Here is a 17,799-nt window from a genome sequence, read left to right on the forward strand (position 1 = left end):
CCGCGCCGCCTAGCCGCCGCGCGGGTCGCCGATGCGGCGGAAGTAGTCGCGCAGGTTCTTCGGCCGGTAGCCGGGCATCGCATCCCAGCGCGCACGCACGCTCGGGTGCAGGTCCTGGGTCGGGTCGGGTTCGGTGGAATCGCGGTCGGGCTGGCGCCTGGGCTGCGCCGCCAGGCCGATGACGCGGTCGATGCCGGGCGTGAGCCGGTACATGCCGGTGCGCGAATCGTGCAGCGTGGCGGTCGGATCCGGGCGCGCCGGATACGCCGCCGTGGCCGCCGCGTCCAGCTCCAGCCCGACCGCCCGCGCCTTGCCCAGCATCCACTCCAGCGCGAGGTCCGACAGCCCCCACTCGTCCTTCGGATAGCCGCCGCCGACGTCGCTGTGCGCGCCGCAGAACCACATCTGCTGCACGGTCTGGCCGGGCTTGGGCTTGTAGGCCCAGCGCGCGGCCTCGAACGGCGCGCGACGCTCGTCGATCGCCAGCGCCTGGTAGGCGTGCTCGACGATGCCGCTGAGCTCGACGTCGTGGAAGGCGTAGTCGCCGCGGGTCAGCCCGCGCAGGCCGCGCAGCGGGATGCCGAGCGCGCCGACCGTGTCCCAGACGCCGATGAACTTCACCGCGACCGGACCGGTGCCCCCGATCGCGCAGCTGCGCCGGAACTCGAGCGGATCGGCGTCGTCCGGGCCGGCGTCGCTGCGATAGAGCGCGGTCGCGTCGGCATAGCGGCCGACCGCGCCGCGCTCCAGGATCCCGCACTTGCGGATCATCCCGACCAGGCTGCGGGCGGTGAAGGCGCCACGGCTGAAGCCGAAGAAGTACAGCTCGTCGCCGGGCTCGTAGTTGGCGACCAGGAAACGATAGGCGGCATGGATGTTGTCGATGAGGCCGTCGCCGAAGGCGCCGCCGGTGAGGCGGTCGACGCTGTTGCCGGTGCCCACGCCCTGCCCGTAGTGGACGACCTGCGGCATGCCGGCATCGCGCTTGGCCACGCGGAAGGCCAGCTTCACCACGTTGGTCGGGCACGGCACGCCCTCGTGCGCCTGGTCGGCGCTGTTCCAGGTTCCGTCGCAGAAGATCGCCAGCCGTTTCATCGTCGTGGCCGGACGCCGCGGTCAGCGCAGCCGCGCCCGCACGCGCCGCGCATAGCCCAGCAGCAGCGCCGCGACCACCAGCAGCACGGCGGGCATGATCAGCCCGGCCGGACCGTAGGCGGTCCAGGCGGGGGTCATCGCATAGGCGCCACCGATCTGCACCACGAGGCCGGCCAGCGACACCGCGAACCCCGCCAGCGCCCAGCGCCGGCGCAGCAGCAGGCCGAGCGAGCCGGCCAGCCCGCCGAGCACGGCCACGGCGAAGGCGAGCTCGACCCAGCCCGGCGTCGCCGCGTAGACCTCGCGCTGTTCCGGCGGCAGCGCCGCCAGTGCGGCCGGCGACATGCTCAGCTGCAACGCGAGCATGACCAGCCCGAGCAGGTTCCACAGCAGCGCCAGCACGCCGACCGCCACCATCCCGCCCGAGCCCGCGTCCGCCTGCATGAGCGCCTCGTCCCGTCCCGACCTGGCGCCCGTTATAGGACGACGCCACCGCGGCCGCGGCGCCGTCCGTCGGCATCTCATTCCTGCGGCGCTGCCGGATCCAGCAGGCCGGCGCCCTGACGCCCGCGCAGGTCCTGCTCGATCTGCCCGGCGAGATCGCGCGTGGCGCGGGTGTCGGGCGCCGCCACCGCGGCGTCGCCCTGCTCCGGTGCGGACGGGCGGCGGCGCGGCTCCGGCGCCGGCAGGCCGGGCACCGTGGTTCCATGGAGCTGGACCCGGTAGATCGGCTCCGGCATGTCCATGCCCGCCGCCTCCAGGCGCAGCTTGACCCGGCGTATCGCCTCGCTGCGGACGAGCAGGAACTCGTGCTCGCGCTGGTCGACCCAGCCGTGGAAGCGCACCTGCACGTTGGAGTCGCCCAGGCTGACGATGAAGGCCCGCGGCGGCGGCTCGGCTACCACGCCATCGATCGTGCCGAGCTCGGCGACGCCCAGCTGCTGCGCGCGGACCAGGTCCTCCTCGACGCCGATGCCGACGTCGAACTCGAAGCGCCGGCTCGGGTTGCGCGTGTAGTTCAGGGTGACGCTGCGGAACACCAGCGCGTTGGGCAGGCGCAGGTGGTTGCCGTCGAGGGTGATCAGCACGGTCGCCCGCGAGGTCAGCGCCACCACCAGGCCCTCGTTGCCGTCGATCACCACGTGGTCGCGCGGGGCGAACGGCTGGCGCAGGCTCATCAGGATGCCGGCGAGGTAGTTCTCGAGGATGTCCTTGAACGCGAAGCCGAGCGCCACGCCGAGCACGCCGGCGGTGCCCAGCACCGCGCCGACCAGGGCGGTCGCATCCATGATCTCCAGCGCGACCAGCACGCCGCCCAGCAGCACCAGCCAGCGCACCGTGGTGCGGCCGAGCTCGCGCAGGAAGGGATTGCGGCGCCCCAGCCGCGCGACCAGCGCGCGCCGCGCCAGCCAGCGGCCCAGCAGCCACGCCAGCCACACCACGAACAGGGCCAGCGCCAGGAACGGCAGCGCGGCGACCAGGCGCAGGCTCTCCTCGGCCAGGCGCTGCAGGACGGGGTCGAAGTCGAACGCGGGGCTTGGGCTCATGCGGCTTCCGTAGGCGGACCGGAGCGCCGACCCTGGCCGCGCCGGCGTGGAGGAGGGCATCCCGGGCCGGTCGCGTGGCGGTCATCCGGCGCCGGTCGCCGGCGCTCCCGGCGCACGGCGGCGCATGCACCGCGGACGTGGCCCGCAGCGGCCGCGGGGCACGGCTCAGGGCGCGGGATAGGGATTGGCCTTGAGCAGGCGGGCGAGATGCACTGCACAGCTCGCGAGCGCCTTCACCGTGCGCTCGACCTTCTCCGGCGTGCGCGGGAGATCCTTGAAGTCGGTGCTGCCCATGGCCTCGCCGACCCAGTAGGCCGGCGTGGTACCGGGGATGGTGAAGCCGACATCGGCCAGCGCCTGGTACAGCTCCGCGCTGACGTGGTGCGCGCCGTCCTCGTTGCCGACCACGGCGACGACCGCCACCCGTCCCCAGGTGGGATAGCGACCCTGGTCGTCGATCTCGCCGAGGAAGGCGTCCATGCGTTCGAGCACGCGCTTGGCGACGCTGGACGGCTGCCCCATCCAGATCGGCGTGGCCAGCACCAGGATGTCGGCGTCCAGCACGCGCCGGCGCAGCGCCGGCCAGGCGTCGCCCTCGCCCTCGTCGGCGCTGACGCCCGGGCGCACGTCGTGGTCGACGACGCGGGCGTGGCCGGTCTCGACATCGTGGCTGCCGATGGCGCCCAGCACCTGGTCGAGCAGGACCTGGGTCGAGGACGGCGCGGGCCCGCCCTTGAGGGTGCAGTTCATTCCGAATGCGCGCAGCGCCATGTCGTGCCTCCAGGTGGGCAACGGTGGACGAGCGCCGGGCCACCCAGGGCGGCGCAGCGCCGGCGGGATCGATCAGAAGATCAGCATCAGCAGGCCGATCACCACGACCAGGCCGATGAGGAAGATGATGCCGATGGTGGAACCCAGGAACTTGAGCATGGCGGTCTCCGTTGGATGCCGCGCGCGAGCGCTGCGGACGGGCGCGACGATGCGCCGATGGGATTAGGAGGGCGCGACGCTACGCGCGACCCCGCGACGCGGCGATCAACGCGGTGCGACGGCGAAGTGCACGGAGCGGTATCGGGTCAGGCGGAGCTGGGCTTGCCGGTGAAGTCCGAGATCGGCTTGTCCACCTCGCGCTCCATGCCGTGCGCGAAGGCCTTCAGCGCATCCACGAACGGCGTGACCGCACGCCACAGGTCCTCGTCGTGCAGCATGCGGTAGACGCCTTTCACGCCCGGCGCCCCGCTCTCCTCGTCCGCGGCCGGCGCTTCCCGCGCCAGCGCCTGCAGCCCATCCTTGAGCGCCATGCTCACGCGATAGCAGTCGCGCGGCTCGATCTGCGACAGCGCCATGAAGACGGTGGCCGCGTTCTGGATCGCGCGCCGCGATCCGGGCATGTTCAGCCCGTTGGCCAGGACCTCGGCGATCCGGGTGTTGCTGGCGACCAGGTCGTTGGCGAAGCGCAGCACGCCGTGGGCGTGCAGGGTCTCGACCAGGCGGTCGAGTTCCTCCTGCGCGGTCGGGCCGATCTGCGGCGGGCGCGGCGTGTAGTTCAGCGGTTCGGCCATCACATCCTCTCCGGGTGGGCCAGGGTCGCGGGCGGTTCGACGTAGTCGGGACGCGCCCACTTCGCCCCGGCGTCGGTGCCGCCGTTGGGCGTGCGCTGGCCGTAGCGGTAGTTGTTGTAGGGCAGCGCCGGCTCGCCCTTCGGCCGCGGCAGCACCTCGATGCGCACCGCGGTCTCCTTGTAGGCCGGGGTGTCGACGTCGGGGTCGTGGTGCGGGCCGGTGAGCTGGTTCATGCCCGGCTTCACATGGTGGATCGGCATGTACAGGGTGCGGCCCTGGACGCGGTCGGTCACCACCGCGCGCACCTCGACGCTGTCGCGGCGCGAGGTCACCCGCAGCCAAGTGCCGTCCTCGATGCCGCGTTCGGCGGCGAGATCGGACCCGACCTCGACGAACCAGGCCGGCACCTGGCTGTCGATACGCCCGCCGGGGCCGGTCTGGTTGGTCGACTGGAAGTGCTCGAGCAGGCGCCCGTTGTCGAGGAGCAGGTCGTACTCCGCGTCGGGTGCCTCCTCCGGCGGCTTCCATTCCAGCGGATGGAAGGTGGCCTTGCCGTCCTCGGTGTGGAAGCCGTCGGTGTAGAGCAGCGGCGTGTCGGTACCGTCCTTCGCCACCGGCCACTGCAGCGACTTCCAGCCTTCCAGACGCTCGTAGCTCACCCCGGCGAACATGTCGGCGATGCCGGCGACCTCGTCCATGATCTGCGAGGGGTGGGTATAGCCCCAGTCGTGGCCCATGCGCCGGGCCAGGTCGGTGAGGATCTCCCAGTCGGGGCGGCTGTCGCCGAGCGGCTCGAGCACCCTGTAGAAGCGCTGGATGCGCCGCTCGGTATTGGTGAAGGTGCCTTCCTTCTCGACGCTGGGCGCCGCCGGCAGCACCACGTCGGCGAACTCGGCGGTACGGCTCATGACGATGTCCTGCACCACCATGAAGTCGAGCTTGCGGAAGGCGTCCTGGGTGTGGCTCGCATGCGAGTCGGAGACCGCCGTCTCCTCGCCGATGATGAACATCGCGCGCACCTTGCCCTCGCCGGCGCCGAGCACCATCGTGTAGTTGTCGAGGCCGACGTGGTCGGACAGCGCCTCGGGCGCCACGCCCCAGGCCTTCGCCCACTTCTCGCGGTTGCCCGGCTCCTCGACCTTCTCGTAGCCCGGATACATGTTCTTCAGGCAGCCGAAGTCGCTGGCGCCCTGCACGTTGTTGTGCCCGCGCATCGGATAGCCGCCGGTGCCGGGCTTGCCGTAGTTGCCGGTGACCAGCAGCAGGTTGGACAGCGCGGTGCTGATGTCGGAGCCGTGGCTGTGCTGGGTCACGCCCATCGCCCACAGCAGGCAGACCGTCTCCGCGCGCGCGATCATCTCGGCGGCCTCCACCAGCTGCGCCTGCGGGATGCCGGTGACCTCCTCGGCGAAGTCCAGGGTGAACGGCGCCAGCGAGGCGCGGAACTCCTCGACCTTGTTGACGTGTCGGGCGAGGAACTCCCGGTCCTCCAGGCCGTGGTCGAAGATGTAGCGCGCGATCGCCAGTGCCCACACCGTGTCGCTGCCGCTGTTGGGGCGCAGGAACAGGTCGGCGCGGCGCGCCATCTCGTGCCTGCGCACGTCGGCGACGATGAGCTTCTGCCCGCGCAGCTTCTTCGCCGCCTTGACCCTGGAGGCGATGACCGGATGGTTCTCGGCGAGGTTGCTGCCCACCAGCACGACCAGCGCGGCGCTCTCGATGTCGCGGATGCTGCCGGCGTCGCCGCCGTAGCCGACGGTGCGGAACAGGCCCTTGGTCGCCGGGTTCTGGCAGTAGCGCGAGGAGTTGTCGACGCTGTTGGTGCCGATCACCAGCCGCGCGATCTTCTGGGTCAGGTAGGCCTCCTCGTTGCTGGCCTTGCTCGAGCCGATGAAGCCGATGCTGTCGGGGCCGTGCTCGTTGCGGATGGCGAGCAGGCGGCGCGCGACCAGGTCCAGCGCCTCGTCCCAGCTCGCCTCGCGGAAGGCGCCGTTCTCGCGCACCAGCGGCGTGGTCAGGCGCTTGTCGCTGTTGACGAAATCCCAGGCGAAGCGGCCCTTGATGCAGGTCGAGATGCCGTTGGCCGGCGCGTCGACGACCGGCTGCACCTTGAGGATGTGGCGGTCGCGCGTCCACATCTCGAAGGCGCAGCCCACGCCGCAGTAGGTGCACACGGTCTTGGTGCGCCTGATCTCCGGCTGCCGCCAGTGCATGTCCATCTTCGACACCGCGGTGATCGGCGGCGCGCCGATGGTGTTCTCCAGGTCCTTGACCAGGTCGATCAGCGGGCGCTTGAGCGACTGCGGCATCGCCGTCAGCGGCCCGGCGTCGGGCTGCATGGTCTTCTCCATGAGCGCGTTGCACGGGCACACCGTCACGCAGTGGCCGCAGTGCACGCAGCTGGACTCGTCGATCGGCCTGCCGCCGTCCCACAGCACGCGCGGGTGCTCGGACTGGTAGTCGATGCTGAGCGTCTCGTTGACCTCGACGTTCTGGCAGGCCTCGACGCAGCGGCCGCAGAGGATGCACTGGTCCGGGTCGTAGGTGTAGAACGGGCTGGACTCGTCCTTGTCGTAGGGCTTGCGCTCGAACCGATAGCGCTGGATGGCGATGTCCATGTCGGCGAAGCTGTTGTGCAGCGTGCAGTCGCCGGTGTTGTTCTCGCACAGCGTGCAGTAGAGCTCGTGCTTGGCCAGCAGGCGGTCCATGCCCTCCTCGCGCGCGGCCGCGGCCTGCGCGCCCCTGGCGGCCACCACCAGCCCGTCGCGCGCCGCGACGGTGCAGCCGCGAACCAGCTCACCGTCGATCTCCACCCAGCAGGTGTCGCAGGTCTGCAGCGGCCCCAGCGACGGGTGGTAGCAGACGTGCGGCAGCGCGATGCCCTGCGCGTCGAGGACGTCCGGCAGCAGCTGGCCGGCGTCGGCCTCGATGGGCAGGCCGTCGTAGACGAAAGTGCAGCGTGTGCGGGTCATGCGCGTGTCCTGGCTCGCGTTGCCCGTGCAGGCAACGGATGGCTGGGAGGCCCGGCGGTGATCGGGGCGGTGCTCCGCTTCGGCGGCTGCGGCGCGCGTGCGGCGACGCGGACGGCCACCGTGGGAAGCGCGCGGTGAAACAGCGGTGAAGCGCGCGCCTGCATTCACGGCACCGTGGCCGTGCGCGGCCGAGGCTGGCGACCCGCTCCCCGCGAACGCCCCGCCATGACTCCCATCCGGCCCGACGGCGTCATCGGCCGTGACCATGCGCGCGTCGACGGCATCGACAAGGTCACCGGCCGCGCGCGCTACGGCGCCGACGAGCCGGTCGCGGGAACCGCCTTCGCCTGCCTCGCCACCGCCGCGATCGCCCGCGGCCGCATCCTCGACATCGACGACCGCGCCGCGCGCCGCGTGCGCGGGGTGCTGGTGATCCTCACCCACCGCAACGTCGGCGACGCCATCCGGCCCGGCACCTGGATGCTGGACAAGGGCCACATGGCCACCGCCATCGCGCCGCTCGCCTCCGACGCCGTGCACTTCGCCGGGCAGATCGTCGCGGTGGCGGTGGCCGAGAGCTTCGAGGCCGCGCGCGAGGCCGCCGCCCTGCTGCGCTTCGAGTACCGGAGCGAGCCGCATGCGGCGACCTTCGGCAGCCCGGGCGCGGAGGAGGTCGAGCCCAGGGCGATGGGCGAGACCGCGCTCGCGGCCGGCGAACCGGAGGCCGCGCTGGCCGCGGCGCCGGTGCGGATCGACACCGAGTACGCCACGCCCGCGCAGCACCACAACCCGCTGGAGCTGTTCCAGGCGACCTGCGCCTGGGACGGCGACACGCTCACGGTGTGGGAGTCGAGCCAGAACGTGCGCGGCTACCAGCACGGACTCGCCCGCCAGCTCGGCCTGCGCCCGAAGCAGGTGCGCGTGGTCTCGCAGGTGGTCGGCGGCGCCTTCGGCTCGCGCGGCGAACTTGGCCAGGCCACCGCGATCGTGGCGCTGGCCGCGCGGCGCCTGCGACGGCCGGTGAAGCTGGTCGCCTCGCGCCGCGACGCCTTCACCATCCGCAGCTTCCGCGCCGAGACCCGGCATCGCGTCCAGCTCGCCGCGGCGCGCGACGGCCGCCTGCTCGCGCTGTGCCACGACAGCCGCGAACTCGGCAGCCGCAGCGAACATTTCGCACTGGCCGGCTCGGACTCCACCGCGCGGCTCTACGCCTGCCCCAACGTGCGTACCGGGGTGCGCGGCGTCGCCGCCGACCGGCAGACGCCGGGCTTCATGCGCGCACCGCCGGAGACGCCCTACCTGTTCGCGCTGGAGTGCGCGATGGACGAGCTGGCCTGGGCCCTGGACATCGACCCGCTGGAGCTGCGCCGCCGCAACGACACGATGGTCGACCCGGTGCACCAGTTGCCCTACACCAGCCGCTCGCTGGTGCGCTGCATCGACGCCGGCGCGGCCGAGTTCGGATGGGCGCGGCGCGATCCGCGGCCGGGCTCGATGCGCGAGGGCGAGGAAGTCGTGGGCTTCGGCTACGCCACCGCCTTCTACCCGACCCAGGTCGGGCCCGCCGACTGCCGCGTGGCGCTCGCGCCGGACCTCCGCGCGCGCGTGGAGGTGGGCACGCACGAGATCGGCACCGGCATCCGCACGGTGATCGCGCAGACCGTCGCCGACCGGCTCGGCATCGCCATCGAGGCGGTGGAGGTCGCGATCGGCGACAGCGATCTGCCGGCCGCGCCGCTGTCGGCCGGGTCGAGCTCGACCGCCAGCGTGTGCAGCGCGGTGGCCCTGGCCTGCGAGGCGCTGCGCGCGCGCATCGGCAAGGCCGCGACGGCGGCGCGCAACGCGCCGCTGCACGGCCTGGAGCCGGCGGCGCTGCGGCTCGGCGACGGCCGCGTCCACATCGGCGACGCCAGCGAGCCGCTGGCCGAGGCGGTGCGCCGCGCCTGCCGCGGGCGGCCGATGGTGGAGAAGGCCACGCATACGCCGCACGGCGCGCCGCCGGTGATCGGGCCGGTGCTGGTGCGCCGCGGGCTGCCCGTGATCGCCGGCGGCAGCATGCTCCGCGACCGCCTGCAGTTCGCCTTCGGCGCGCAGTTCGTCGAGGTCCGCATCGACCGCGCCACCGGCCGCATCCGCATCCCGCGCATGACCGGGGCGTTCGCCGCCGGGCGCATCGTCAACCCGCGCACCGCGCGCAGCCAGCTCATGGGCGGCCAGGTCTGGGGCGCCTCGGCGGCGCTCTGGGAGGCCACCGAGATCGACCCGCGCAGCGGACGCTACGCCAACTGCGACCTCGCCGAATACCTGCTGCCGACCCACGCCGACATCGGCCGCGTCGACACCCTGATGCTCGACGAGGAGGACACGCGGGTGAACCCGCTGGGCATCAAGGGCGTCGGCGAGCTCGGCGTCACCGGCATGAACGCGGCGGTGGCCAACGCCGTATTCCACGCCACCGGCCTGCGCGTGCGCACGCTGCCGATCCGCCTCGACGCCCTGCTCGCCGCGCCGGCGCTGGCCGGCGCCTGAGCGCTCAGAGGCCGATCACGCCGCCGTCCTCGCGGGTCACAACCACCGTCGCCGAGCGCGGCCGCGCACCGTTGCCGTCCGGCCAGTCGCTGCCGCCGTTCTCGCCGGGGTGCTGGATGTTGACGAACAGCGTGCGCCCGTCCGGCGTGCCGGTGACGCCGGTGACCTCGCAGCCGACCGGCCCGACCAGGAAGCGCTTGAGGACGCGCGTGCGCGGGTCGGCGACCAGCATCTGGTTGTTGCCGAACGGTCCCTGCGCGAGCTGGCTGCCGCTCATGTCGGTCTGGATCCAGAGCAGGCCGTTGCCGTCGAACCACAGCCCGTCCGGGCTGGCGAGGATGTTGTCGGCATCCAGGCTGCCGCCGTCGGGGGCGACGCTGTCCGCGGGCGGGCCGGCCAGCAGGAACAGGTCCCACTCGAAGCGGGTGGCCTCGTTGCGGCCGCCGTCCTCGCGGAAGGTGATGATGTGGCCGTAGGGATTGGGCCCCCGCGGGTTGGCCTCGTCGGTGTCGCCGGGCGCGCGGGCGCCGTTGTTGGTCAGGGTGAAGTAGACCTCGCCGCTGCGCGGATCGACCGCGCCCCACTCCGGCCGGTCCATCGGCGTGGCGCCGGCCACGTCGGCGGCCAGGCGCGTGTTCACCAGCACGTCGGCCTGGTCGGCGAAGTGCACGCCGGCGGCGTCGGCGGCGGCACGGAAGGCAGGGTCGTGGATGTCCAGCGCCAGCCATTCGCCGCGGCCGTCGTCGTCGAAGCGCGCGGCGTAGAGCGTGCCGTGGTCGAGCATCTCCCCGCGCGCGAGGCCGGGGATGTAGCGGTCGCGAGTCACGAACTTGTAGATGTACTCGCCGGTGGCGTCGTCGCCCATGTAGAAGGCCAGCGGCCGGCCCAGGCGCGGCTTGCCGAACACGATGCCCTCGTGGCCGAAGCGGCCGAGCGCGGTGCGCTTGACCGGCATCGCGCGCGGGTCGGCGGGATCGATCTCCACCACCCAGCCATAGGTGTTGGGGTTGTTGCGGAAGTCGCCGGCGGCGTCGTCGGCGCGCGTGCTCGCATCGAAGCGGCGCCGGCGCGACTCCCAGCCGTAGCGGCTGCCGGCGCCGATGCCGTAGCGCGCGTGCTCGCGCGGGATCGCGGCGTCGCGGTTGACGAAGTAGCCGGCCCAGTTCTCCTCGCAGGTGAGGTAGGTGCCCCACGGGCTCATGCCGCTGGCGCAGTTGTTGAGCGTGCCGCGCGTGCGCGTGCCGTCCGGGCTGTAGCGGGTGCGCGCCAGCGCGTGCCCGCGCACCGGGCCGGACAGGCGCATCGGCGTGGCGCCGGTGATGCGGCGGTTCCAGGCGCCGCGCACGATCGACCACTGCCGTCCACGGCGGGCGATCTCGATCACGCTGACGCCGTGCGCGGCGATCTCCTTGTCGATCTCCTCCAGCGGGCGGCGGCCGTCGGCGCCGGTGGTGGGGCCGTCGGGATGCAGGGTCTGCGGGTCGATGTACTCGTGGTTCATCACCAGCAGGCCGTGGCTGCTGCCCTGGGTGCCGAAGCCCAGCGGGAAGTAGTGCACGCCGTCATGGTGCTGGCCGACCTGGCGACGCTGGTCGAAGGCGCTGTTGAGGCCGCCGTCGAGATACGCCGGGAACGGCGCGCGCAGCGGCTCGCCCCAGGCGAACGCCGCCTCGGCGCGGTAGCCGTCCGGCACGACGATGGTGTCGGCGCGGCCGACCGGGACGGCATCGAAGTTCAGCGTGCCGCGGCCGTGCACCGGCCCGGTGATGTCGCGCCCGAGCGCCTCGGCGACCGGGCTGCGGCCGAGCAGGCCGGCGCCCACGGCCAGGCCGACGCCGCCCTTCATCAGGCTGCGGCGCTGCAGGTTGACCCGCAGCACGTCGGTGAAGGGCCGGTTGCCGGAGCGGTTGCTGTCCTCGTTGTCGAACTCGGGAGCGGGAGCGGGCGTGGCGGGGCGGTCGGACGTGTCCATGCGGGCGTCTGCCTGGCGGGCCGGGGGACGGCCAGCCTGCGCGGCGATTGCGACGCTGCGCTGATCGCCCGGTGACAGCCGCGCGACCGCCCGGTTACGGCGGGTCCGGCGCCGGCAGCGGCGCGCCCAGGCGCAGCCGCATCGCCTCCAGGTCGACGGTGACGCTGGCGAACGCGCCCAGCGCATCCTGGCCGAGGGTGCCCCAGTGGCCGAAACCGTCGTCGCCGGTCTGCACCGCCAGTTCCGGGAAGCGCAGGCTGCGGCCGCCCAGTTCCAGGGTCACGTCGGGCCACACCGCCTCGCGCCCGCGGACCACGCCGCCGGCGCCGCCCAGCGGGCGTTCGCGCAGGGCCAGCTCGCCCAGGCGCTCCGCATGCGCCTGGCCGAAGCGCGCGGTGAGGAAGGTCGCACTGGCGCCGGTGTCCAGGTGCAGGGGCACGTGCACGCCGTCGACGCGCGCGGCGACGAAGAGGTCGCTGGCGCGGACCCGCAGCGGCGCGCCGGCGCAGGCGTCGGCGGCCGGTGCGGGCGCGACGACGAAGGCGTCCGGCTCGAAGCGGACCCGGCCCAGCGCCCGGAACACCGGGAAGCCCAGCACCGCATCGATGCGGTAGCCCTCCACCACCGGCAGGCGCAGGCTCGCGTCGTCGAGCACCAGGAAGGCGACGTTGCGCAGCACGCTGCCGCCGATCTCCAGGCGCTCGGCCACGCCGACCCGCGCGCCCAGCGCCGACCGGGTCGAGCTCTGCACGCTGGCCGGCCGCGCCGCGACGCGCACGCCCAGCCGGCGCGCCGCCGAGGCGCTGAGGACCGAGAGGTTGGCGCCGGTGTCGAGCACCATCTCCTGGCGCTGGCCGTTGATCGACGCCTGCACGCGCGGCAGTCCGGCCTCGTCGCGACGCAGCGGCAGGCGCGCGCGGCGCGGCGCATGCTCGAGCGACTGCGGCGGCGCGTCGGCCAGCAGTGCGGGCAGGGCATGGCTGCGGGCGACGCGGTCGGCATCGCCGGCGCGGCCGTCGCGCCGCAGCACCGCCTCCCAGGCGACGGTGGCGCGCGCGGCGCCGTCGTAGTCGCCGACGGCGAAGGCGGCGCCGGCGGCGATCGACCAGGCCGTCGCGTCCAGCGTGCGGTCGCCGGCCGGCTCGGCGAAGTAGCGCCGCAGCGCCGCGCGCGCGGCATCCACGTCCAACCCCGCGGCGGCGACCGCCGCACGCGCCAGCAGCGCGGCCGCGCCGTCGCCGGCGATGTCGACCGACGGCGGCAGCGCCCACAGTTCGCCGCCGGCGACGCGGCCGACCGCCATCCGCAACGCATGCGGTTCGAGCGCCGGCGCACCGGGCGCGGGCATCGGATCCGCGCACGCCGCGCGCACCGTCGACGATGCCAGCGCGAGCGCCAGCGATGCCGCCACCACCATCCAGCGATCCATCCGCCCATCCCGTGCGTCGAGGAAGGGCGCCATCGTACGGAGCGGCGTGCATGGCCGATGCATGCCGCCGCTGCACCGCGCGCTCACTCCTGCCGTGCTGCAGTCGCCGCGCCCCGGGGACAGCCATGCCGCACGCACGCATTCCGCATACCGCCCTCGTCGTCATCGACATGATCGGCGACTTCGCCTTCCCCGGCGGAGCCGCCCTCGCCCGCCGCGCGCAACCGGTCGCGCACGCGATCGCCGACCTGAAGCGCCGCCTCGGTCGCCATGGCGTACCGACGATCTACGCCAACGACAACTACGGGCACTGGCGCTCGGACTTCCGCGACATCGTGGCCCGCTGCGGCGGCGCCGACTCGCTGGGCGCACCGGTGGTCGACGCCCTGCGCCCGACGAGCGAGGACTACTTCGTGATCAAGCCGCGGCACTCGGCCTTCTACGGCTCGCCGCTGGAGATGCTGCTCGACAGCCTCGACGTGCGCGTGCTGGTTCTCGCCGGCATGGCTGGCGACCGCTGCGTGCTGGCCACCGCCGCCGATGCGCACATGCGCGGCTTCCGCATGCTCGCGCCCGCCGACTGCGTGCTGTCGGAAAGCGCCGCGCGGCACCGGCGCTGGCAGGCGCAGCTGAGCGACGCCTTCGGTACCACGGTGCTGCGCGCGTCGCAGATCACGCCCGCGCGACTGCGCCGCACGGTGCATGAACACGAGCGCCCCGCGTTGCGGCGCGCACCCTGGGCGTCCACGGAGAGTTGATCGCCGCGGGGCCACCCTGCGCGTCCACGTGTTCGCGAGCCCGCGATGCCTGACACGAGAACGCCCCCCGCTCCCACCGCCGACTGGAAGATCCACGTCGGCGACGGCCCCGTCGTCACCGCCGCGATCCACGACGGCCACCGCGTCCGCGAGTCGCTGCTGCCGTGGATGCGCCTGGATCCGGACGAGCGCCGGCGCGAGGAGGACCCGATGACCGGTGTCCTCTCCACCGTCGGCGATACCCAGGTCCGCGTGCGCAGCTCGCGCTTCGAGGTCGACCACAACCGTCCGCGCGAGCGCTCGGTCTCGCGCCGCCCCGAGGACACCTGGGGCCTGGAGGTGTGGTCGGCGCCGCTGCCCGATGCGGAGCTCGAGCGCTCCTGGGCCGCGCACGACCGCTTCCGCAGCGACATCCGCGCGCTGATGGACGACCTCGTCGCGCGCTTCGGCCGGATCCTGGTGCTCGACATCCACAGCTACAACCATCGCCGCGACGGCCACGACGCGGACCCGGCCGAGAGCACAGGCAATCCTGACATCGACATCGGCGCGACCACGCTCGACCGCGGCCTGTTCGGCGACGTGCTCGACCGCTTCGTCTCGGCGCTGCGGCAGACGCCTGTGCGCGGCCGTACGCCGGACGTGCGCGAGAACGTGCGCTATCCCGACGGCGGCGACTTCCCCGAGTGGCTGCACCGGGTGTATCCGACCCAGGCCTGCGTCATCACGCTCGAGTACAAGAAGATCTTCATGGACGAGTGGTCGGCGCAGGTCGACCTGGCCGCGCTCGAGGACCTGCGCGCCGGGCTCGAGACGGCGGTGGCCGCGGTGCGGCCGGCGTTCGCGCGATGAGGGTCGCCGCCGACGAGGCCGTGCGGCCGCTGCCGCCGGTCGCTGCCGAGGTCGACGCCGCGCTGATGCGCATGGACGGCGAGATCGACTGGCTGATGCTGCTCTCGCCGATCCACAACGACCGGCTGTGGAGCGAGTTCGAGGCCAGCGGGCGCACGCGGATTCCCGGCTTCGAGTACCGCGAGTGCGGGGTCGACCTGCACGCACAGCGCGAACGCCTGCTGGCGCTGCCGGTGGAGAACGTCGAGTCGCACCTGCTGCAGGGCCTGCTCTCGGAGAAGCAGCGCGAGCTCGACCGCCAGCTCGAACTGGTGCGCCTGCGCGGCACCGACGGCTTCATCGGCGCGAGCATCGACCTGTTCGGCGACGTGGAGCCGACGCTGCTCGCACTGGCGCGCGAGATCCTCGACCGGGTCCAGCCCGGCGCGCCGCTCGCGCACGACGCCGGAGTCGACGAGGTGGTCGCCGCGGCCGAGGCCGACTTCGCCTGGTACCGCGAGCGCGTGCCCGGCTTCGCCTCGCGCATCGTCGTCGACGACGACCTCGCCTCGCTGCTGATGGTGTCGCAGGGCGACCTCCACATCGCGCGCGACATCCGCATCCCGCGTGCGCGCGTGCAGCCGCTGGTCCAGCACGAGGTCGGCACCCACGTGGTGACCCGGCACAACGGCCGCCGCCAGGCACTGAGGCAGCTCGAGTGCGGCCTCGCCCACTACGACCCGTTGCAGGAAGGCCTCGCGGTGCTGTCGGAGTACCTGGCCGGGTTCCTGCCGCCGGAGCGGCTGCGCATCCTCGCTGCGCGCGTGGTCGCCACCGAGATGGCGCTGCACGACGAGGACGTCCCGGCGATCTTCCACTGCCTGCACGAGCAGCACGGCCTGTCCACCGGCGACGCCTTCGACGTCGCCGTGCGCGCACGCCGCGGCGGCTGCCTGACCAAGGACGCGGTCTACCTGCGCGGCCTGCGCGACCTGCTCGCCTACCTGCACGAGGGCGGCGCCTTCGAGCGCCTGTTCGTGGGCAAGTTCGCGCTCGCCCACAACGTCATCCTCGACCGCCTGATCGACGAGGGCTGGGTGCGCGAGCCGGAACTGCTGCCGCGCTACTGGTCCCATCCCGAGGCCGACGATCGCCTCGCCCGCGCCCGGACGATCCCCGTCTCCGAGCTCTTCCAGAAGGAACCCGCAGCATGAGACTCGGCTTCGTCATCAACGACATCGCCACCGAGAAGGACAACTACACCACCATCCGCCTGGCCCGCGCCGCGGTGGCGCGCGGGCACGAGGTCGCGCTGATCGGGCTGGAGGACTTCATCTACGACGCCGACGGCTCGATCTGCGCGTTCGCGCACGCCCCGCGCGGCAGCGAGTACGCCGACGACGCCGCCTTCCTCGCCGACGTGCAGGCCGACGACGCGCCGCGCACGAAGATCTCGGTGGAGGGGCTCGACGTGCTGATGCTGCGCAGCGATCCCGCCGACGAGGTCATCGACCGTCCGTGGGCGCCCAACAGCGCGCTGCTGTTCGCGCAGCTGGCCGCGGCCAAGCAGGTGATCGTGGTCAACGACCCGACCCACCTCACCGATGCGTCGAACAAGACCTACTTCCAGCAGTTCCCCGAGGAGGTGCGCCCGGTCACCTGCATCACCCGCGACGTCGCCGAGATCCGCGCCTTCTTCGACGCCCACGACGGCTGCGGCGTGATCAAGCCGCTGCAGGGCTCGGGCGGGCAGAGCGTGTTCGTGGTCAGGCCCGAGGACGGCGCGGCCAACCTCAACCAGATGATCGAGGCGGTGACCCGCGACGGCTACGCCATCGTCCAGGAGTACCTGCCGAAGGCGGTGGACGGCGACATCCGCATGCTGATGCTCAACGGCCGCCCGCTGGTGGTCGACGGCAAGTACGCCTGCCTGCGCCGCTACAACGACTCCGGCGACGCCCGCAGCAACATCAGCGCCGGCGGCAAGATCGCCTTTGTCGAGCCCGACGCCGACGCGCTGCGCCTGGCCGAGATCGTGGGCCCGAAGCTGATCCGCGACGGCATGTACTTCGTCGGGCTCGACATCGTCGGCGACAAGCTGATGGAGATCAACGTCGACACGCCCGGCGGCATCAACATGGCCGAGGAACTCACCGAGGCCGACTTCAGCGGCCACATCATCGACGACCTCGAGCGCAAGGTGCGCCTGCGCGGCTACTACCGCGGCAAGCTCGGCAACAGCGAGCTCGCGATGCTCTGATCAGCGCGCGCGCCAGGCGGCGAGCAGCACCGCGGTGGCGGCGGCGACGTTGAGGCTCTCCACCGCGCCGCTGCCGGGGATCGACAGGCGCAGGTCGCAGGCGGCGGCCAGTGCCGCGTCCATGCCCTCGCCCTCGTTGCCGAGCACGTAGACCAGCCGGTCCGGCAGGGTGGTGGCGAACAGGTCGTCGCCGCCCGCGACCACCGTCGCGGCCAGCGCGAACCCGGCCGCACGCAATCGCGCCGGCGCCTCGCCGGCAGCAGGCATGCGCACCAGCGGCACCGCCTCGGCGCCACCCTCGGCCACGCGCGCGGCGGCGCCCGACAGGGCCAGCGCCGACTCCGCCGGCAGCAGCACCCCGGCCACGCCGAAATGCGCCGCCGAGCGCAGGATCGCGCCGAGGTTGTGCGGGTTGCCGACGCCGTCCAGCCACAGCGCCAGCTGCGGCCCGGACGCCAGATCGGCGAGCCAGGCGTCGAGCGCAAGGTCCGGCGCGCGCAGCAGGTCGGCGACCACGCCCTCGTGGTGGGTGCCGGCGGCGAGACGGTCCAGGTCGGCCGTTTCCACCACCCGATAGCCGATGCGGTGCGCGACGCACCATTTCAGCAGCGGCTGCAGCACCGGGATGCGCGCCTCGACCAAGTACAGCTTGCGCAGCGCCTGCGGCCGCGCGCGGAACGCGGCCAGCACCGCGTTGAGCCCGTACAGGCGCAGTTCCTCGCCGCGGGCCGGGCGCGTCGGCGCCGCCTCGACGGCGCCGCGCGCGGGCCGGGAGCGGTCCCAGGGGCCGGTGCCGGGGCGGGCGGAGGAACGGGGCGGATCGCGACGCATGGGGCTGACCGGG

15 protein-coding genes are annotated in these 17,799 nt (G+C 73.1%); 5 read left to right on the forward strand and 10 right to left on the reverse strand.

Annotated features, from left to right (window positions below):
• Positions 1-9: 9 nt before the first annotated feature.
• From KB893_RS07485 to fdhF, 7 genes are all read right to left on the reverse strand, one after another.
• Positions 10-1,095 (reverse strand): DUF2235 domain-containing protein, encoded by a 1,086-nt coding sequence (locus tag KB893_RS07485; protein WP_211925827.1) that lies wholly within the window; start codon positions 1,093-1,095, stop codon positions 10-12.
• A gap of 21 nt (positions 1,096-1,116) precedes the next feature.
• Positions 1,117-1,539: a hypothetical protein gene (locus tag KB893_RS07490; protein ID WP_211925826.1), complete on the reverse strand. Its 423-nt coding sequence runs from the start codon at positions 1,537-1,539 to the stop codon at positions 1,117-1,119.
• 77 nt (positions 1,540-1,616) lie between these two features.
• Entirely contained in the window at positions 1,617-2,642 is a 1,026-nt protein-coding gene (locus tag KB893_RS07495) for a mechanosensitive ion channel family protein (RefSeq protein ID WP_211925825.1), read from the reverse strand.
• A gap of 165 nt (positions 2,643-2,807) precedes the next feature.
• The gene (locus KB893_RS07500) at positions 2,808-3,413 is read right to left on the reverse strand and encodes a flavodoxin family protein (RefSeq protein WP_211925824.1); all 606 of its coding nucleotides are present in this window, start codon (positions 3,411-3,413) and stop codon (positions 2,808-2,810) included.
• Between the two features lie 72 nt (positions 3,414-3,485).
• Positions 3,486-3,572 carry a small membrane protein YohP gene (locus KB893_RS18855; protein ID WP_452094279.1) on the reverse strand — a complete coding sequence of 29 codons (87 nt, stop codon included), beginning with the start codon at positions 3,570-3,572 and terminating at the stop codon, positions 3,486-3,488.
• Positions 3,573-3,718: 146 nt separating this feature from the next.
• Entirely contained in the window at positions 3,719-4,204 is a 486-nt protein-coding gene (locus KB893_RS07505; protein ID WP_211925823.1) for a helical membrane plugin domain-containing protein, read from the reverse strand.
• A complete protein-coding gene (gene fdhF / locus KB893_RS07510) occupies positions 4,204-7,176 on the reverse strand; it encodes a formate dehydrogenase subunit alpha (RefSeq protein ID WP_211925822.1) in 2,973 nt (990 codons plus the stop codon). The genes KB893_RS07505 and fdhF overlap by 1 nt, the downstream gene beginning before the upstream one ends.
• Before the next feature lie 225 nt (positions 7,177-7,401).
• On the opposite strand from fdhF, the gene KB893_RS07515 reads away from it, so the two are divergent.
• Positions 7,402-9,705, forward strand: a complete 2,304-nt coding sequence (locus tag KB893_RS07515) for a xanthine dehydrogenase family protein molybdopterin-binding subunit (protein WP_211925821.1) — start codon at positions 7,402-7,404, stop codon at positions 9,703-9,705.
• 4 nt (positions 9,706-9,709) lie between these two features.
• On the opposite strand, the gene KB893_RS07520 is transcribed toward KB893_RS07515, so the two are convergent.
• Positions 9,710-11,677 carry a PhoX family protein gene (locus KB893_RS07520; RefSeq protein ID WP_211925820.1) on the reverse strand — a complete coding sequence of 656 codons (1,968 nt, stop codon included), beginning with the start codon at positions 11,675-11,677 and terminating at the stop codon, positions 9,710-9,712.
• A gap of 94 nt (positions 11,678-11,771) precedes the next feature.
• On the reverse strand, positions 11,772-13,106 hold the full coding sequence (locus KB893_RS07525; protein WP_211925819.1) for an aspartyl protease family protein: 1,335 nt from the start codon (positions 13,104-13,106) through the stop codon (positions 11,772-11,774).
• Positions 13,107-13,231: 125 nt separating this feature from the next.
• Between KB893_RS07525 and KB893_RS07530 the strand changes: the two genes are divergently transcribed.
• Genes KB893_RS07530 through KB893_RS07545 form a run of 4 tightly spaced genes read left to right on the forward strand, consistent with a single transcriptional unit; the run spans position 13,232 to position 16,955 of the window.
• Entirely contained in the window at positions 13,232-13,864 is a 633-nt protein-coding gene (locus tag KB893_RS07530; RefSeq protein ID WP_211925818.1) for a cysteine hydrolase family protein, read from the forward strand.
• 45 nt (positions 13,865-13,909) lie between these two features.
• Positions 13,910-14,716, forward strand: a complete 807-nt coding sequence (locus KB893_RS07535) for an N-formylglutamate amidohydrolase (RefSeq protein WP_211925817.1) — start codon at positions 13,910-13,912, stop codon at positions 14,714-14,716.
• Complete coding sequence (locus tag KB893_RS07540; protein ID WP_211925816.1) at positions 14,713-15,909, forward strand: peptidase MATCAP family protein; 1,197 nt, start codon at positions 14,713-14,715, stop codon at positions 15,907-15,909. The genes KB893_RS07535 and KB893_RS07540 overlap by 4 nt, the downstream gene beginning before the upstream one ends.
• The gene (locus KB893_RS07545; RefSeq protein WP_211925815.1) at positions 15,906-16,955 is read left to right on the forward strand and encodes an ATP-grasp domain-containing protein; all 1,050 of its coding nucleotides are present in this window, start codon (positions 15,906-15,908) and stop codon (positions 16,953-16,955) included. The genes KB893_RS07540 and KB893_RS07545 overlap by 4 nt, the downstream gene beginning before the upstream one ends.
• Here KB893_RS07545 and KB893_RS07550 read toward each other — a convergent pair whose 3' ends face one another.
• On the reverse strand, positions 16,956-17,786 hold the full coding sequence (locus KB893_RS07550) for a TrmH family RNA methyltransferase (protein WP_377730300.1): 831 nt from the start codon (positions 17,784-17,786) through the stop codon (positions 16,956-16,958).
• Positions 17,787-17,799: the final 13 nt, after the last annotated feature.

The organism is Coralloluteibacterium stylophorae (assembly GCF_018122625.2).
Classification (GTDB): Bacteria; Pseudomonadota; Gammaproteobacteria; order Xanthomonadales; family Xanthomonadaceae; genus Coralloluteibacterium; species Coralloluteibacterium stylophorae.

Coding starts and splice junctions, on each gene's coding strand:
- KB893_RS07485 (WP_211925827.1), bottom strand. CDS start 1,095: ATGAAACGGCTGGCGATCTTCTGCGACGGAACCTGGAACAGCGCCGAC.
- KB893_RS07490 (WP_211925826.1), bottom strand. CDS start 1,539: ATGCAGGCGGACGCGGGCTCGGGCGGGATGGTGGCGGTCGGCGTGCTG.
- KB893_RS07495 (WP_211925825.1), bottom strand. CDS start 2,642: ATGAGCCCAAGCCCCGCGTTCGACTTCGACCCCGTCCTGCAGCGCCTG.
- KB893_RS07500 (WP_211925824.1), bottom strand. CDS start 3,413: ATGGCGCTGCGCGCATTCGGAATGAACTGCACCCTCAAGGGCGGGCCC.
- KB893_RS18855 (WP_452094279.1), bottom strand. CDS start 3,572: ATGCTCAAGTTCCTGGGTTCCACCATCGGCATCATCTTCCTCATCGGC.
- KB893_RS07505 (WP_211925823.1), bottom strand. CDS start 4,204: ATGGCCGAACCGCTGAACTACACGCCGCGCCCGCCGCAGATCGGCCCG.
- fdhF (WP_211925822.1), bottom strand. CDS start 7,176: ATGACCCGCACACGCTGCACTTTCGTCTACGACGGCCTGCCCATCGAG.
- KB893_RS07515 (WP_211925821.1), top strand. CDS start 7,402: ATGACTCCCATCCGGCCCGACGGCGTCATCGGCCGTGACCATGCGCGC.
- KB893_RS07520 (WP_211925820.1), bottom strand. CDS start 11,677: ATGGACACGTCCGACCGCCCCGCCACGCCCGCTCCCGCTCCCGAGTTC.
- KB893_RS07525 (WP_211925819.1), bottom strand. CDS start 13,106: ATGGATCGCTGGATGGTGGTGGCGGCATCGCTGGCGCTCGCGCTGGCA.
- KB893_RS07530 (WP_211925818.1), top strand. CDS start 13,232: ATGCCGCACGCACGCATTCCGCATACCGCCCTCGTCGTCATCGACATG.
- KB893_RS07535 (WP_211925817.1), top strand. CDS start 13,910: ATGCCTGACACGAGAACGCCCCCCGCTCCCACCGCCGACTGGAAGATC.
- KB893_RS07540 (WP_211925816.1), top strand. CDS start 14,713: ATGAGGGTCGCCGCCGACGAGGCCGTGCGGCCGCTGCCGCCGGTCGCT.
- KB893_RS07545 (WP_211925815.1), top strand. CDS start 15,906: ATGAGACTCGGCTTCGTCATCAACGACATCGCCACCGAGAAGGACAAC.
- KB893_RS07550 (WP_377730300.1), bottom strand. CDS start 17,786: ATGCGTCGCGATCCGCCCCGTTCCTCCGCCCGCCCCGGCACCGGCCCC.